Origin of the sequence: Lacrimispora amygdalina, from assembly GCF_003432035.1 — a bacterium.
Classification (GTDB): Bacteria; Bacillota; Clostridia; order Lachnospirales; family Lachnospiraceae; genus Lacrimispora; species Lacrimispora amygdalina.
In genome coordinates, this window is the sequence record NZ_QOHO01000005.1 from 24,845 (window position 1) to 41,442 (window position 16,598).

A 16,598-nucleotide genomic window follows, 5' to 3' on the forward strand; every position below is an offset into this window, starting at 1 on the left:
ATGCAATCCTCCTGTCAATTTAATTCCGGCAGTTCCTCCCGGATGAATTCCGCCCTTGCCATATCAAGCTCCTCCTTATTCAGAGGACGATCGGAAATCTTCTGTAAATTTGCCGGCCAGATGCCAAGCATCAGGCGGTAAACGTTAAACTCTTCTTTTGTATGAATCAGACCATCCTCCAGTCCGGCCATCATCTGGGATAAAAAAATCATGGCATCTCTGGAAGTCAGTCTTCTGGCATATTTGAGTACACCGTAAGATTTATAGATCTCATCTTCTCTTTCAATTTTCCGGCGCTGCAGGGATAACTTTCTCACCTGCATCTCCTGATTGGTCAGCTGAATGGCTGCTTTTGTGACAGTATCAATAATTTCCCGCTCCGTCTGTCCAAGTGTTTTCTGGTTGGATACTTCATAAAGAGCTCCGAAATTATCTTCTCCTTCTCCGTAAACCCCCCGTACAGCAGCTCCGAAGCGCCCCATCTCTCCAATCAGACTTGAAAATTTACGTCCCTGGGAAAGCATGGGAAGATGTACCACGACCGATGCCCGAAGCCCGGTTCCCACATTGGTTGGAAAGGCCGTCAGATAACCGTACCGGTCATCAAATGCATATGGAAAACGTTCATTCATATAATCATCAATACCGCTGGCCTGCTCCCACATTTCTTCCAGATGCAGCCCTGTTTTTAAAACCTGAATACGGATATGATCATCTCCGTTAAAGACAATCTCTGTATCTTCATTTTCTGAAAGCAGAATTCCTACAGGCGTCTTTTTGGCGGCAATGGAAGAATTTAAAACCCTTCTTTCTTTAAATGCCACCCGGTCCAGTTCATTTAATTCATCCAGCATGGAAAAGACCATGGGTTTACCAAGTTCTTCTCCCAGATCCTTTAAACCGAATTCCAGCCGGTGAATCATCTCGGTGCTTTCCTTATCATCCAGTTTAGAGGGAAATTTATACTCCTTCCAGTTTCTGACCAGACGGATCCGGCTGCTTATTACTCCAGATCTGCTGCTGTCAGTCTGTTCAAACCATTTAAGCATCGCCTTCATTCCCTTTCTTTAGTTCTTTTATCCGGTCCCTGCAAACGGCAGCCGTCTCGTAATCCTCAAACCGGAGCGCTTCTTTCAGCTTTGCATCCAGTTCAAAGAGTTCGTCATTCTTACTGCTTATATCAGAACCTGCTTCATCCCGGTTCTGGCTTTGATCCATATGGTCCATTCTTTGATAGACCGGAGTCTTTCCCGTATGCATAAGACTCCCCTGCAGCTGTTTGATGCTGTCCTCCATAAGAGGACCAAACACACTGTAACAGTCTGCACATCCAAAACGGCTGTCTTTCACAAACTCACTGTAGCTGGTGCCGCAGGTGGGACAGGCGATCTGGGAAAGCTTATCCGGTCCTTTTTCCGTATCTTCAATTCCTAAAAGACCTGATAACAGCTTGCCAAGGGGAAACTCCCCGTCAAATATGGCAGCATAGACACCAAAATCCATCTCTTTTGCACATTGGGCGCAGAAGTGGTGTTCTCTCTTTACACCATTCACCACTTCCGTATATTGAATATTTGCTTCGCGAATCTTACACTTCTCGCACAACATATAGAACCTCCAATCCAGGGAATCACTGTTATCTCTGGCTTTTTATAAAAGACTGAAAAATCTCATCAACCAGCTGGTGAACCTCATCACACGAAATATTTTTGCAGATGCCTCTTGCTAATACTACGCTTAAATCCCTGCGCATCTCATCAAGAACCTGTATTTTATCTACATCCAGGGAAACAACCGCTCCTTTCCTGCGGTCCAGTTTCACAAATCCCTCCTGTTTTAAAACAGAGTACGCCTTATTTACCGTATGCATATTAATGCCTATATTATCGGCCATCTGGCGAACGGAAGGCAAGGGGTCTCCTTCTCTGATACTTTCTGTGGCGATTCCTATGATTATCTGGTTCCGAAGCTGAATGTAAATGGCTTCATCACTGTTAAAATCAATTTGTAATATCATCTTTTCACCATCTTTCGTTATATCTGTTATACACATAATAGCACACGATAAGGCATTTTTCAATATATAATATATGCCAATACTCAAAACTCTGTTTTTAAAAGGCAATTTTTCTTTTAATCTCAGACAATCATTATAACAAACCAATTTACGCTTTTCAATAGCAGAGGCTTTACAGGAATTGATGATTTTCCCTTAAAAATCTTAATGATAAAACAAAAAATGCTGCTTCATCGCAAAATAGCGATGAAGCAGCACCAAATCTCCCCTTAGTAAACTCTTAAATTTAAAATAATTAATACCTAACTTATAACAACCTTTGTACATTGGTTCAAAATCTTTTCAGGAATATCCTGACCGATACCAGGACGGTCAGGTATCGTAATATAGCCATTAACCGGCTGATCTTCATATGTTCCCAGGCTCCTGGTAAAATCGGTCAAATTCCCAACATGATGTTCATGAATGCAAAAATTTGGAATAACCGCTTCTATCTGCAGTGCAGCTGCGTTAGAAATAGGTCCTCCGCAGACATGCGGCTGAACTAACACATCATAAATCTGAGCCATATCACATATTTTCTTTGCTTCGGATATTCCTCCGCAATTGGCAACATCAGGCTGTATAACGTCCAAAGCTCTGCTCTGTATAAATGGCTGAAATCCATATCTTGAGTATATACGCTCCCCGGCAGCCAGTGGTATGTTTGTTTTTTCTTTCAATCGTGACATTAACTGGGGATTTAACGGGCCGCAGGGCTCTTCCATATAATAAATATTCAGATCCTCAACAAGCTTACTGATTTGTAACGCTGCGTTTATGTCCGTCTTTGCATGAAGCTCCAATATAATATCCATTTTATCGCCAACAGCATCTCTGATGGCTACTAACCGGTCTTTGCATAAACTGAGTTTCTCCCCTCCCAGCAAACCATCGTTCCGGTAATTCTTTTTTCCAAACTCATCCCTTTGTAACGGGTCAATTTTCAGGGCTGTATAACCATCTGCCTTTGCTTTTGCCGCAGCTTCCCCATACTCTTTCACCCCTCCTAACGGATGGGAATCTTTATCCCAGTCAAACTGGATCTGACTGGCATATGCCCTTACTTTATCGCGAACCTTTCCACCCAACAATTCGTAAACCGGCGCACCTAATACCTTTCCTTTTATATCCCAAAGCGCAATGTCAATTGCACTTATGGCGGAAAAAATCACGGTACCGCCTCCCAGCCCCCAAAAAGTTTCTTTATGAAGCTGATTCCAGATTTTTTCTATTTGCATCGGATTTTGTCCGATGATTAATTTAGCAAAATCCTGAATCTGCCCAATCGCACCCAGTTTGGAATTTCCATAGGCCAGACCGGCCTCACCTAATCCGTAAACCCCTTCATCGGTATTGATCCGGATAAATATGGGTTCATTTGGTGCACTTTTGTCAAAATCTGCGCAAAGCACTTCCACATTCGTTATTTTCATTTCAATTCCTCTTTAATTTTTTATTTGCAGCAATTCATCATTTACGGATAGTTCACCTTTGCCTGTTACCGAGATATCATTATTTGTCGTATTTAATACCAGAACGATAATACTGGTATCATATCCATTTTCTTTCACTAAATTTAAATCGACATCAACCAGCCGGTCCCCGGAATGAACCATCGCTCCTTTTTCCACATAAGTTTTGAATCCTTTACCATCCAGCTTTACAGTATCAATCCCTATATGAATCAGGATATCCCTTCCGCTTTTGGTTGTTATTCCAATTGCATGTCCAGTTGGGTAAATCATTGATATCTGGCCTTCAACCGGGGAATAAACAGTTCCTTCCGATGGCAGAACAGCAACTCCGCTTCCTAATGCACCTGACGCAAACGCCTCATCCTTTACTTCTTCCAGCGGAATCACGGTACCACGAGCTACACTTTTTAAAGTCTCATTTGTTTTATTATTGTTTTGAAGATTCGTTTGTTCTTCTTTTTCTACTTTTACAAATATAAAGGTCAGGACAAATGAAAGTACCAAAGCGATTATTGCAGTAATAACTGCATTGATTATATTTTGAGGATTTTCGCCTATAAATACAGGTAAGGATAAAAATCCTGCTGATGCAATTGCATATCTTACTACTCCGGTAATACCAGCATAAAATCCTGCAATTCCACCGGAAATCATAACACAGGCTAATGTCCTCTTGTATTTTAATGTAACACCATATAATGCAGGCTCTGTAATACCGGATAATGCTGTTATAGCAGCAGAAACTGCAACTTCCCGTTTTTCCAGTTTCTTTTCTTTCACAGCAATTGCTAACGCCGCTCCGCCCTGGGCAACGTTACTTCCCAGCATTCCAGGACCCATAAGCGTCTCATAACCTAATTGGGATACAGACAATACTGCAAATGGAGTGATTGATAAATGCATGCCTACCATGACCAAAACAGGTGCGAAAATACCCATTAAAGTTGGTACAGCCCAGGGAATGTTTTCATCAATATTCTTAATAACAAAATAAATTCCATCTCCCAAATAAGCGCCGATTGGTCCAATTACAATCAATGCAACAGGTGCGGTTATGATTAATAACAGCATAGGCCTTAACATGGTCTTTATCATTTTGGGTGTGAATTTCTCAACAACCTTTTCTACGTAACTCATAAACCATACAGTCAGAATGATCGGGATTACACTGGCTCCATACTTCACGGAGTGTACAGGTAATTGAAACAAAGCAATTTTATCACCATCAGCTACTAATTTCAAGAAATTCGGATGAAGCATGACACCGGCAATTACCATTGCCATATAGCTGTTTGTCTGAAACTTCTTCGCAGCACTGTTAGCGATATAAAACGGCAGGAAATAAAATGGTGCGTCGGATATCAGTGATAAAATTTTATAATTTTGAGTATCATTGCTCATACCCATAATTACTAATACGGCAAGTATAACTTTTACCATACCACCAGCAATAATGATGGGAAGAATTGGTGCCATGATACCCACAATTGTATTTAAAACAGCTTTCAAAGCACCTGTTACGCTAAACGGGGTTTTTGAACTTACTTCCCCGGTATTTTTCCCGATCCCCTGAGTCTGCAGATCATTGTAGAATTTATCCACATCTGCTCCAATAATTATCTGGGATTCTTCTCCGGACTGAACCGTATTAATAACCCCTGGGATTTTTTTCAACTCCGCTGAGTTAAATTTTTCTTTATCAATCAGATTAAATCTTAATCGGGTCATGCAGTGATATAAATCACTGATGTTCTCCACTCCACCAACGTGTTTAATTATTAAATTAGTTATCTCTCTCTGGTTCATACTAATCCTCTCCTATACATCAAAATATTTGGAACCCCTGGACCGTGTTACAGAATTCACTTCAATCAATATCCATTTTTCATTAAATCTGCCACTACCGGATCTTTTGTCTCCACCCCCTGATTTTTTAACTCAGCTATTTTTTCTTTAAACTGCGGAAGATATTTTTCATGCGCAACCAACAGTTCATTTAATACCTGCTTCGCTTCACCTCCCTTTTGTATTAAAGGATTTATGGTAAATGCCTGTAATGCCATTCCATAATCGCCTGACAATGCTGCACTGATTGTACATTCTTCCATTGCTTTCATAATCTGAAGCTGTCCTTTTTCAAATGAACCCATGTCTCCCCATGCCATAGGCGTAGCTCCTTTTGCGGAAATCAAACAGGATACTTCTACTACCGAATCCGGCTCCAGACAGGTGAGGGCTCCATTATTCTGTGTACTAACCACCATATGAATACCTTTATTATTATAGATTGCATTAATACATTCACAGGCAGCCTCACTATAATAAGCGCCCCCCCGTTTTTGAAGCTCTTCCGGCTTTTTATTCAGATCCGGATTTTTATAAATTTCAAAGAGGGAAGCCTCCACCGCCTTCATCTGTTCTGCACGGGTTCCGCCCTGTCTGAATTCTTCCAAGCTATGCTCCAGCATCTCTTTTTCCAGATAATAATAACGATGATATCCGCAAGGCAATAAATTAGTCGAATGCAGCAATTCCAATGAAAATTCAGCCTGATAAATATTGGCGGGTGTTCCGCCGCTCTTTTCATTAATATGGTCTATCAGCTGTCCTGTTACTTCTCTGCCTTCTTCATCAAATACTCTGTGCCAATGGAAATGGTTCAGGCCTGCAAATTGGTAATTTAACTCAGAAGTCTGTTTTCCAATAACCTTGGGTTCATTCATCATTGAGATTACTGGTACATTACACAATCCAATGCATTTTTTCCAGCCAAAGTGTTTTATAACTGCTTCTGTTATTATACCGCTGGGATTCGTGAAATTAATCAGCCAGGCTTCCGGACACAATTCCTTCATATCCTCAACAATTTCTTTCATTACCGGAATTGTCCGAAATGCTTTGAACATTCCGCCGGCACCATTGGTTTCCTGTCCCAGCATTCCATGAAGCAGCGGGATTCTTTCGTCTTTAATTCTTGCATCCAGCAGCCCCACCCGGAACTGAGTTGTTACAAAATCAGCATCTTTTAAGGCCTCTCTTCGATTTAAAGTTGTAATAACCTTTACCGGATATGGTGTGGCATCCCACATGCGCTGAGCTAATTCTCCAACTATTTCCAGCTTTTCTTTTCCATCTTCAATATCAACTAACCATATTTCGCTTATAGGCAATTCTTTATACCTTTTAATGAAACCTTCCATTAATTCAGGTGTATAACTGCTTCCGCCTCCGATAGTTACAATTTTTATAGAATTATTCATTACATACCTCCTGTTAAGTTACAGTAATGGAATACTACCCATTTATCATCTGTATCTTATCTGCTTTCTTCTGTTAATTCAATATATGTAAGCGATTCAGGCTCTTTTTTCCAAAAAAAGCACCAATTTTTTTTGTTTTATTGAAACTTTTTGATACTTTTCTTTATTTCTTTCTCTATGGTATAATTAACTTGTACAATGGAATGATAGAACAGATCGTAAAATTTACAAAAATTAATTAAAATAGAAAAGGTGAATAAGAACATGCTGCTAGAAAATACCATAAAGCTTTGTGAAACATTAACTCCTGTCGAGAATGATATTGTAAAATATATATTGGCAAACAAGAGTTTAGTAGTGGAAATGACTATTCAGCAGCTTTCAATTAACATTTCCGTTTCCAAGTCAGCCGTTCACAGGTTGTGCCGGAAATTAGGGCTGAAGGGTTTTAATGAATTGAAAGTAAAGCTGGCTCAGGATTTAGCAGATATTGAAAAAGGACAGGAAGTTATTGACGTCAACTATCCATTTGAACAGCATGACAGCCCAAAAATGATTGCCAGTAAGCTGATGAAATTATATGAAACCACAGTACGCGACACATTCGATTATATAGATGCTGTAGAACTGGAAAAGATCTCAACTTTACTTTATAATGCTGAGGTGATAGATATCTATACGCATGCGCATAATCTAAATCCTGCAGAGAATTTTCTCGATAAAATGCTGACAATCGGAAGAGTCGTAAACTGCCCGAGTTCGTTTTACAAACAGCGTATGACTGTATTAGCTGCAACTAAAACTCATGTTGCCATGGTTCTTTCCTATTCCGGGAAAGCCTCTTTTATTTTTCCGATTCTAAAACAGCTTTATGTAAGAAAAATCCCTGTGGTCTTTATTGGAAAAGCGGGGAGCAATTTATACCCCAATTATGTAACCCATCATCTTCCTATCAGTGATAAGGAAAATCTGCAGGATCGAATATCCCAGTTTAGTTCTCATATAGCATTGCAATATATGTTGGATGTTTTGTTTGGATGCATTTATAACAAAGATAGAAAAAGAAATATCAGATATCTTCATGAATCGATCAGTTTTATGGATGACAGGATTTAATACGAAAATGATTATGACCACTAAAATAATAACGAAAGCGCCCGTGAAAAAGGGCGCTTTCGTTATTATTTAGATTTATATAATTGATCAGTCATCCAGATCCATGAATTCAAAGTCATCATCCTCATTCTCATTCATCTTTGGATTTCTTCGGGCATTGACTGCCCTTTCCTTCGGCTGCGTCTGATGTTTCCTTACTTCTGGCATTAAATTCAGCTCCATCTCTTCCAGGCTTGACTCTTCCATAAAATCATCCTCTTCCTCATAAACAGGGGTCTTGGGGATGAACGTATCAGGCTCGTCCATGATATCATCTTCAAAACCGGATTCCAGTCTGCCGGTCCGTTCTCTTTCGCTGTATTCCTCTCTGCTGTAACGTTTTACGTTCGCAGGCGGCGCATCTACCGCCCGGTTCTCCCTGCGGCTCTCAGGCTCGTCCTTCCTCTTGTTATCATGCAGGGGTTCATCAGGCCTTAAATCCGGTCCGCCGCCTCGTTTAATCAGGAAAATTACGATTACCAGTAATGCCAGAGCCAGTACGCTGACTGCAATTAAAATATAAAACTGTAAGTGATAATCCTTAAGCAGATCACTGTAGGTTTTCGCCAGCTCCACATATTTGTCATTGGTGACTCCGGAAGCAAAATATCTCTGGACTGTCTTTTCTGAAAGATCATACCGGTAGAAATTCTTTTCTCCATTCCAGTTCATTCCATAGAACAGGCAGTATTCGGCTTTGGATTCTGTATTGGCAACCCAGCCGGTTACTTTAATTCCGTCAATTTCAATCTGCTGCTCTTTAAAGCCTTCCGGAACCGCTGTATCTTTATCAAGAGGCATGATCACAACTGCTTTTTCTGTTGTTTTTACCTCAACAAACTGAGACCAGCTGTCCGCACTTTCATTATAGATAAAGAATCCGCCGTTACCGCCCTCATCCTTTAAGTATAATAAAAGAATGTCTTTCTCCAGTCCCTTTCCAGCCATCACCTCAGTTCCTTTATACTGATAGGTTTTAGCCTCAAAGCCTTCCGGCAGTGTGGATTCATCGAATGAAGAAGCGATGCTGTACACAATATCATGAATGGTCACGGAGGCGGAGCTAAACTTAGCTTCACTGGTCTCTCCGCCATCACTGGCTGCAGGAGTGGTTTCTCCGCCTTCCGGTTTCGTGACTTTAATCGTATAATTCTTAATTGTCTGCCCATCTTCTGCCGTAACCTTGACAACGACCTGATTCTCTCCGGCTTTCAATCCTTTTTCACCCTGAAGGGTAACATGCGCTCCCGCATTGGAAGCAACTGCATTGACAACAAGATCCGCTGTGCCCGCATCAACCTCAGCCGTATAGCTGTCCACAGATGGGGAAAATGCAGGAGTTAATGTTCCGGGAGAAATCTTTAAGGATTTTAATGTGGCATCCTTTGAAGTTGTTGCAGGTGATGTAACTTTCACAGTGGAGCTTCCCTGCTTTGATAAAGTAACCGCACCGGAATTCACATCATAAATCTCCTGGGAGGTAACGCTTATCTTTCCGCTTCCGGCTTTTAAAGTTTTAAATTTTAAAGTAAAATTAAAGGCTTTCTGATCTGCAGAATCCATGGTACCAAGAATCTTGATGGCCCCGGCTCCGCCGTTGGCGTTGGTTCCGCTTACAAATTCCAGTATTCCCGGATCATAAGACAGCATGATTTCTGCAGTCCCCAGTGCGGTATCGCTGGTCACTTTCATATTCACGGTCACATCATTGCCCACCATAACGGAAGGGTCGGAAAATGAAATCTTCGCCTCCGCTGCTAAGGATACGATGTGGCCCCAGGGGCTTAATACAGCCATCATACAAACCAGCATAAAGCTGGTGATCAGTTCTTTCAGTTTCCTGTTCATATAGTCTCCTATTTCATAAACTTACATTCCAAGTACTTTCTTCTGCATAAGAAGAAGATCCTGAGAATTCACTTTTCCGTCGCCGTTTAAATCGGCTGCTGCTTTTCCAGCCTCTGATAAGGCCTCCAGGCCAAGAATATATCTCTGCAGCTTCAGCACATCCAGACTGTTGACTTTTCCGTCGCCATTGATATCGCCGCTTCCCTTTGAAACGGTACCTGCAGAGGATGACTGGGTCTGCTGTGCCTGAGTCTGAGCCTGTGTCTGGGCAGGACTGGTAACATCTGCCGACTGCCCCGGTCCCTGTGTAACTACTCCGATCGATGCCTGAACCGATATGTTGGAGGAACCATCCGGCGCTATGGTAATGCTGCTTCCGCCTGGTGTTCCTGCTCCATCTCCCGAAGAAGAATTGGAAGCTCCCGGTCCCCTGCTGCCGGAGGAACTGTTGCTGCCCGAAGAGCTGCTGCCTCCTGAGGAGCTGTTACCGCCTGAAGAACCGGGGTTTGCCGGGGTACTGCTTCCGGAATTATAGGTAGGTCCGTTTGCCTGACGGACTACATGAAGGATATACTCCCTCACATTACCGTTCTGTGCTGTAACTGAAACTTTAATATCATTATTGCCACTTTGAAGCGCGATAGTCCCGGTTCCGCTTACGGAAGAAGCAGAATTCAGTGCTGAAGCGTTCACCTTAATACTGGTCACACCAGAATCCACAATCAGGTTATATTCCCTGGTATCCCGGTCAAAGCTTGGTGTCATAACAAATCCATCCACACTAAGTCCTGACAGCTTGTTATTGGGATTACCGTCACCTGTCGGCTGGCTGCATGGATTTTCAGGCATATTATTATAAACCGGTATTTTAAATTCAAGTGCGGTCTGCTTCATATCACTGTTATATGCCTTTGAGTAAACCGCTGCTTCGGATGCCGCACCCTGTACATTGGTCATATACTGATGTTTATACAAATTTGACCCCTGTACATTATATTTCTTCAGATAAAATGTATCCTGCCCAACTTTTACGTAGTTATTACCATAATATAACGCACCGCCCAAAATTGATTTTTCCGGTGTATTCCACGGGCGCTCGTAATTGCCTGCCTGAGATGCCCACCACAGGCCTCTTTGCACAGCAGTCATGTTACCTGACTGGTATGCTTCAATATTAAAGAAATTGTAATAACCGGCATAGCCTGATTCTGTGCCGGAAATGCTTTTGCCGGTTCCTGCCGATCCCTGTTCCTGTATGATCATGGCAGCCAGTACATAAGGATTCACACCTGACTGAGTGGCTGCATTCATAATCATATTCGTATAAGAGCCGCTTCCTGTGGTGGTTCCTGTTGCAGGTGAGTCGGCAGAAGGTCCCGTAAGACTCGCTCCTGGCCCATATTCCATAAGAACAGCTGTATGGTTGGGTGTGATGGATGCCTGAGGTGATTCCAGGCTTACATTGCCATTACCGGAAGAGGAACCCTGAGTTTCTGTTTTACCGCCAGGCCCTATATTGGCTCCCGGGCCGGTGCTGCTGCCCGAATCTGTAGAAGATCCGCCTTCCGGCGGGGTAACTGCAGATCCCTGGGAGGTGCCGGTATTCGAGGTGCTTCCTGACAGGAATGTCCCCTTAACCATGGTATTTAATCCTTCCAGTGTATGTTTGCTGCTGTCATATGTATGCGTCAGAAACTGAAATACATTGGTCTCATCCAGGAAATTTCTCGGATCCATATAATACTTCACAATATCCTGGGATGCGGTAACCCAGCTGCTGCCATCGAAACCGACCCAGGTGCTGTTATTCCAGTCATAAGCTCCGTTTTCCGTGGATTTCCAGGAGGACATGCTGTTGGTATGTACCAGGGTTTTACCCACCAGACTTTCTTCCTTCACTGCGGTATTCCAGTCTAAATTGGTTTTCTGTGCAGTAAACACCCAGTTGGGATATTGGGCATGAAGCGCTCTTAAACGCACCTTATAGCTTTCAGGAAACCCCTGTGCAGACAGTTTTGACTCAAAATCAGCATTGCTTGTATAAACTGCGGCAAATTTCAGATAGCTTTTTGTAACATAACCCGTCACTGCCTGTCCGTTGGAATTGTTAAAACGTATCTCATACCACAGCGCTCCGTCAGATCCGTTCTTTTCATTGACCACAGTGACAGAAGCACCATTGGTCAGTTTCGTAACGATTGAATAGGAAGTCCCCGGTCCGCTTCTCACATTCAGTGTTGTAGCGTTTACCGTTGCCGCCTTATTCGTATAAGCATACGTATCTATGTATGGTGATATTGGTCCTGCAAAAGAATTGATCACCAGAATACCGGCAAGAATAGCTGCCATCTTACCAGCTTTTTTATACTTTCTCATCTGTTTCTCCCATGATACACTCAAGTATTTTTATTTCCAGTTATATGTAAATCATACATTATTTTATTATAATGACAAATGATACCATGTGTCAACAGAATCAGTTAATCTTCAGCCAATTGGAAATATTTGTAAGAAAATCTTTCATTTTATACAAATGACAAAAACAGCAGGATGCACAAACACCCTGCTGCCGTCAAAACCTGCTGATCTTAATTTATAATGTTCTTACCTGCATGATTCAATGGCGGATTCCAAAATAGCAAGCCCGCTTTCAAGCTGTGCATCCGTCACAACTAACGGGCACAGAAAACGGATCACGTTGGAATATGCACCTGCACTTTCCACAATTAAGCCATGGCGGACACAGTAGTCAACCAACTCTCTCACCAGAACTGTATGAGGCTGTTTGCTCTGTTTATCCGTTACAAACTCAATTCCCATCATACAGCCGATTCCTCTCACATCTCCTACTTCTTCAAATTTATCCTTCCACAATTCGAACCGGCTCCTGCATACATCTGATATCTCACCGGAACGGGAACACAGATCCTCCCGTTCCATGATTTCAATTACTTTTAAAGCAGAGGCGCATGCAAGCGCATTTCCCCCGAAGGTTCCTCCTATAATCCCGCCTTTTACACCGTCAAATATTTCGGCGGAAGCAGTGACCGCACTTAAGGGCAATCCTCCGGCAATTGATTTGGCGGAAGCCAGAATATCCGGAGCGCAGCCGGCATCCTTCCAGTAGTTGGAAACGAACATTCTGCCGGAACGTCCAAAACCGGTCTGAACCTCATCAGCGATCAGCAGAATCCCTTTCTCGTCACAGATTTTCCTTAACGCCTTCACCCATTCCATGGGAGCCGGAACAAAACCGCCCTCCCCCTGTACCGGCTCTACCACAATTCCAGCCACAAATTCTGCAGGAGAAGCTTCTTCAAACACCTTCTGCAGTTTTTCCATATAATAGTCAACCGCTGCAGCATCGCTTAATCCCACCGGCTTTCTGTATAAATACGGGAATTCTGCACGGTAAATTCCATCTGGAAACGGCCCGATCCCGAACGCATATGTTTTTTTCGCAGTCATCGTGGCAGCAAGAAGGGTTCTTCCATGAAACGCTCCGGAAAATACAATAATATTGGGTCTTCCTGTATAGGATTTTGCAATTTTTACCGCATTCTCGATAGCTTCAGCTCCGGAATTTGCAAACATGGTTTTTCTTTTTTCTGATTTGAGAGGAACAATTTCATTCATTTTTTCGGCAAGCTCTATGTATCCTTCGTGTGTGACAATATTCATCATCCCATGAAAATATTTTTCCGACTGCTCTTTAACCGCTTCTACAATTTCCGGGTGGCTGTATCCAATATTCAATACACCGACACCGCCAACCCAGTCGAGAAACCGGTTTCCATCCAAATCTTCCAGCATGGCGCCTTCTCCCCTGCTGATCACGCAGGGATATACCGATTTAATGGCACCTGGCACCGCTTCCTCTCTCCGTTTTAAAACAGCTTCTGCTTTCGGTCCCGGCAGGAGAGTTTTTATTTCTGGTAATGCATCTCTCAGCATAAGATCCTCCTTTTTGCCATCATGAGGCAATTTATATTGATTTTGTATAAATACTGTTTATCTCTTCCCGGCTAAATATGACCGGATGATTTGCAATACTGGCGGCAGATATCTTCATGCAGTTTTCTGTCAGCCATGGTACGTCAGATTCCCTGATTCCCATATCTCCCAGTGTTTCTGTCAAATGAAGTTCAGTAATTAAATCCCTGATCTGGCTGACAAAATCAGTCTCATTTTTCCCTCCCAGCATTTTTGACATGGCTGCAAATTTATCAGGCGAGCCTTTTATGGAAGCTTCATAGACATAAGGAGCCAGTGCAGCCAGCCCTCTGCCGTGAACCGCATTTTTAAGCCCGCTGACCGGGTGTTCCATTCCGTGAAGTGCAGTCACTCCCGCTGTGTTAATCACCATTCCGCCTAAAGTACTTGCAAGACACAGTTTGTCCCAGCTGTCTAAATCATCCCTGTCTTCACAGACTCTCTTTAAGCTTTCTGCAGCAAGCCGGATTCCTTCCAATGCCATCAGTTCGGTAAGCGGCTGGGATATGGAAGATATATAAGCATCCATGTTGTGGCAGAGGGCATCAAAGCCTACCGATGCCAATACTGCTTTTGGCATGGTGGTCATCAGCAGTGGATCAATGATGGAACATGCAGGAACAATGGCACTGCACCGGAGTGATTTTTTATCTGACGTATCCGGGTTTGTCATAACGGCAAAACCATTGCCCTCACTTCCGGTCCCGCAGGTAGTGGGAACTGCCAGAACCGGAAGTGCCTTATCGCTGACCTTTCTGCCGAAAATGTACTCGTTGATATCGCCTCCGTTTACCGCCTGAAAAGCGATTCCCTTTGCTGCATCCAGACTGCTCCCTCCTCCAAGAGCGACTACAAGATCACAACCTTCTAAAGTAGCGATGCCGGCCCCCTCATATACCGTAGTCGTTAAAGGATTGGGCTCGACTTTATCAAACAGTACACTGGAAACTCCCTGCTTTTTAAGCAGTTCCTCCGTTCTGGCAAGAAGACCGGATTCTTTTGTACTCCTGCCTCCCGTTACAATTAATGCTCTCTTTCCAAGTCCGGCCGCTTTTTCTCCGATTAAATCCGCTTTCCCCCGTCCAAATATCAGATTAACCGGCAGGTAATATTGAAAATCCATATAAATGCCTCTCTCTTTCACAACTATTTTACGTTCTTTGTTTTCCCTTCCTCTGCTCCGACAAAATAATCATCAGTCAGACCATAGGATTTTAATATTCCTGACAATGTACCGTCTTCTTTCATTTCATTCAGACACTTGTTGATTTCGTTTAAGAAATCCTTATCCTGGAAACGGACTGCAGCTCCGATCTGTCCGCTGGCCTCCGCTTCGTAGGGCGCTAAAAGCTTCAGCTTTAAAGAACTGTCGGAAGAGAGTGTAAAGCCTGCGACAATACCGTCAGTCACAACTGCATCAACCTTCCCCGTATTAACTGCCGTCATCAGTGTTGCCTGATTGTCGAATGCGAGAAGCTCCCCTATTTTTCCTTCATCCAGCCATTTTTGTGCAGTTTCGTAGAATGCAGTACCTGGCTGTGCACCAATTTTTTTGCCTTTTAGATCCTCTTTGCTTTTAATGTCTGAATCAGCGGGTATTACAACTGCCTCACCCTCCTGATACCATTTATCTGTAAACGCTGCAATTTCCAGCCGCTCATCCTTTACATACATACCATCCACTACCATATCAATATTGTTGTTATTCAGTTCTACCAGAAGATTGGAAAAATCGATCTCCTTCATTTCGATATCTCCAATCCCCAGCCGTTTGCAAAGTTCTTTTAAGATTTCGATATCAATTCCCTTTAATTGTCCGCTTTCCACATCTTTATAGCAAAATGGCGCATCGTTGGAAGAACCAATCAGTATCGATCCCTTCTCCTTTATTTTCTTTAACATGGCAGACTCTCCTGTACTCTGGCCGGAAGCGGTGTTTTGTGTCTTGCCTGCCTCTGTGCCTTTTCCTGCCGCCTCCTTCCCGCTGCACCCCGTAAGTAAAACTGCGGTCATCATTGCCAGCACTGCGATTCTTTTTCCTGTTTTCATTTTTTTCATAATTCTCCTGCCTTTCTTTCCTTGTTGATAGATTCATATAAATTTACGGCATACGCTTGAGTCTTCGTTCCAGAATCCCGGTTAACTGGGAAAGGGGAATGCTGAGTAATAAGTAGACAACTGCCAGAAGAGTATAGGCCTCTACCGTTAGAAATGTCTGGGAAGCGTAGGTTTTTGTACGAAGAAGAAGTTCCTGCACAGATATCATTGCCAGCAGGGACGTATCCTTTATCAGCATAACCAGATAATTTCCAAAGACCGGTACGGAATTTCTCAGTGCAGGAGGTATGATAAAATGAAACATTACCTTCGCTTCGCTGAACCCCAGTGCCAGCCCGGCCTCTCTCTGCCCCGGGTCTACTGCAAGAATTGCGGAACGGATGACTTCTGACATGTAACAGCCGTAGTTAACGGCAAATCCGATGATTCCGCAGGTGGATGCTTTCAGCTGTATATTGGTTTCGTACCCTGCCATGGCGAGGATTCCGTTTAACAGAGTCGGAATCACATAATAGATATAAAAAAGCTGAACCAGAAGCGGTGTTCCTCTGATCAGTTCAATTAAAACCGATAAAATCCGGCTGACCACCCTGTTTTTTGAAAGGCGTCCGATTGCAATGATAAGCGCCGCTGCCAATGCACAGAAAAAACCGGAGAGTGTTATATAAAGAACAATTCCCACTCCTCCCCACAGGCTGGGGCCTAACGTATGAATTGCTTTTCCAAAATTCAATTCCATCCCTTCACCTC

13 protein-coding genes are annotated in these 16,598 nt (G+C 43.0%); 1 reads left to right on the forward strand and 12 read right to left on the reverse strand.

From position 1 onward, the window contains the following. Positions 1-14: 14 nt before the first annotated feature. The 6 genes from DS742_RS01210 to DS742_RS01235 form a co-directional block, all read right to left on the reverse strand. Entirely contained in the window at positions 15-1,049 is a 1,035-nt protein-coding gene (locus tag DS742_RS01210; protein WP_117415218.1) for an ATP--guanido phosphotransferase, read from the reverse strand. Next, positions 1,042-1,608 carry a UvrB/UvrC motif-containing protein gene (locus DS742_RS01215; RefSeq protein WP_117415219.1) on the reverse strand — a complete coding sequence of 189 codons (567 nt, stop codon included), beginning with the start codon at positions 1,606-1,608 and terminating at the stop codon, positions 1,042-1,044. Before DS742_RS01215 ends, DS742_RS01210 begins: the two co-directional genes overlap by 8 nt. 28 nt (positions 1,609-1,636) lie before the next feature. Further along, positions 1,637-2,017, reverse strand: coding sequence for a GntR family transcriptional regulator (locus tag DS742_RS01220; protein ID WP_117415220.1), 381 nt, complete (start codon positions 2,015-2,017; stop codon positions 1,637-1,639). Positions 2,018-2,319: 302 nt separating this feature from the next. Then, the gene (locus DS742_RS01225) at positions 2,320-3,492 is read right to left on the reverse strand and encodes a mandelate racemase/muconate lactonizing enzyme family protein (RefSeq protein WP_117415221.1); all 1,173 of its coding nucleotides are present in this window, start codon (positions 3,490-3,492) and stop codon (positions 2,320-2,322) included. 12 nt (positions 3,493-3,504) lie between these two features. Next, complete coding sequence (locus DS742_RS01230; protein ID WP_117415222.1) at positions 3,505-5,340, reverse strand: beta-glucoside-specific PTS transporter subunit IIABC; 1,836 nt, start codon at positions 5,338-5,340, stop codon at positions 3,505-3,507. A gap of 65 nt (positions 5,341-5,405) precedes the next feature. Further along, positions 5,406-6,794 (reverse strand): 6-phospho-beta-glucosidase, encoded by a 1,389-nt coding sequence (locus DS742_RS01235; RefSeq protein WP_117415223.1) that lies wholly within the window; start codon positions 6,792-6,794, stop codon positions 5,406-5,408. Positions 6,795-7,058: 264 nt separating this feature from the next. Here DS742_RS01235 and DS742_RS01240 point away from each other — a divergent pair, with 264 nt between their 5' ends. Beyond that, positions 7,059-7,910: a MurR/RpiR family transcriptional regulator gene (locus tag DS742_RS01240; protein ID WP_117415224.1), complete on the forward strand. Its 852-nt coding sequence runs from the start codon at positions 7,059-7,061 to the stop codon at positions 7,908-7,910. A gap of 87 nt (positions 7,911-7,997) precedes the next feature. Here DS742_RS01240 and DS742_RS01245 read toward each other — a convergent pair whose 3' ends face one another. The 6 genes from DS742_RS01245 to DS742_RS01270 all read right to left on the reverse strand — a co-directional run bounded on the left by DS742_RS01245 (position 7,998) and on the right by DS742_RS01270 (position 16,587). Beyond that, positions 7,998-9,797, reverse strand: a complete 1,800-nt coding sequence (locus DS742_RS01245; protein WP_117415225.1) for a cadherin-like beta sandwich domain-containing protein — start codon at positions 9,795-9,797, stop codon at positions 7,998-8,000. Between the two features lie 21 nt (positions 9,798-9,818). Continuing rightward, complete coding sequence (locus tag DS742_RS01250) at positions 9,819-12,173, reverse strand: dockerin type I domain-containing protein (RefSeq protein ID WP_117415226.1); 2,355 nt, start codon at positions 12,171-12,173, stop codon at positions 9,819-9,821. A 228-nt stretch (positions 12,174-12,401) separates the two neighbouring features. Then, on the reverse strand, positions 12,402-13,751 hold the full coding sequence (locus DS742_RS01255) for an aspartate aminotransferase family protein (RefSeq protein ID WP_117415227.1): 1,350 nt from the start codon (positions 13,749-13,751) through the stop codon (positions 12,402-12,404). Between the two features lie 31 nt (positions 13,752-13,782). After that, positions 13,783-14,913: an iron-containing alcohol dehydrogenase gene (locus DS742_RS01260; RefSeq protein WP_117415276.1), complete on the reverse strand. Its 1,131-nt coding sequence runs from the start codon at positions 14,911-14,913 to the stop codon at positions 13,783-13,785. 23 nt (positions 14,914-14,936) lie between these two features. After that, positions 14,937-15,848 carry a substrate-binding periplasmic protein gene (locus tag DS742_RS01265; protein WP_117415228.1) on the reverse strand — a complete coding sequence of 304 codons (912 nt, stop codon included), beginning with the start codon at positions 15,846-15,848 and terminating at the stop codon, positions 14,937-14,939. A 43-nt stretch (positions 15,849-15,891) separates the two neighbouring features. Next, on the reverse strand, positions 15,892-16,587 hold the full coding sequence (locus DS742_RS01270) for an amino acid ABC transporter permease (protein WP_117415229.1): 696 nt from the start codon (positions 16,585-16,587) through the stop codon (positions 15,892-15,894). Positions 16,588-16,598 lie beyond the last annotated feature (11 nt).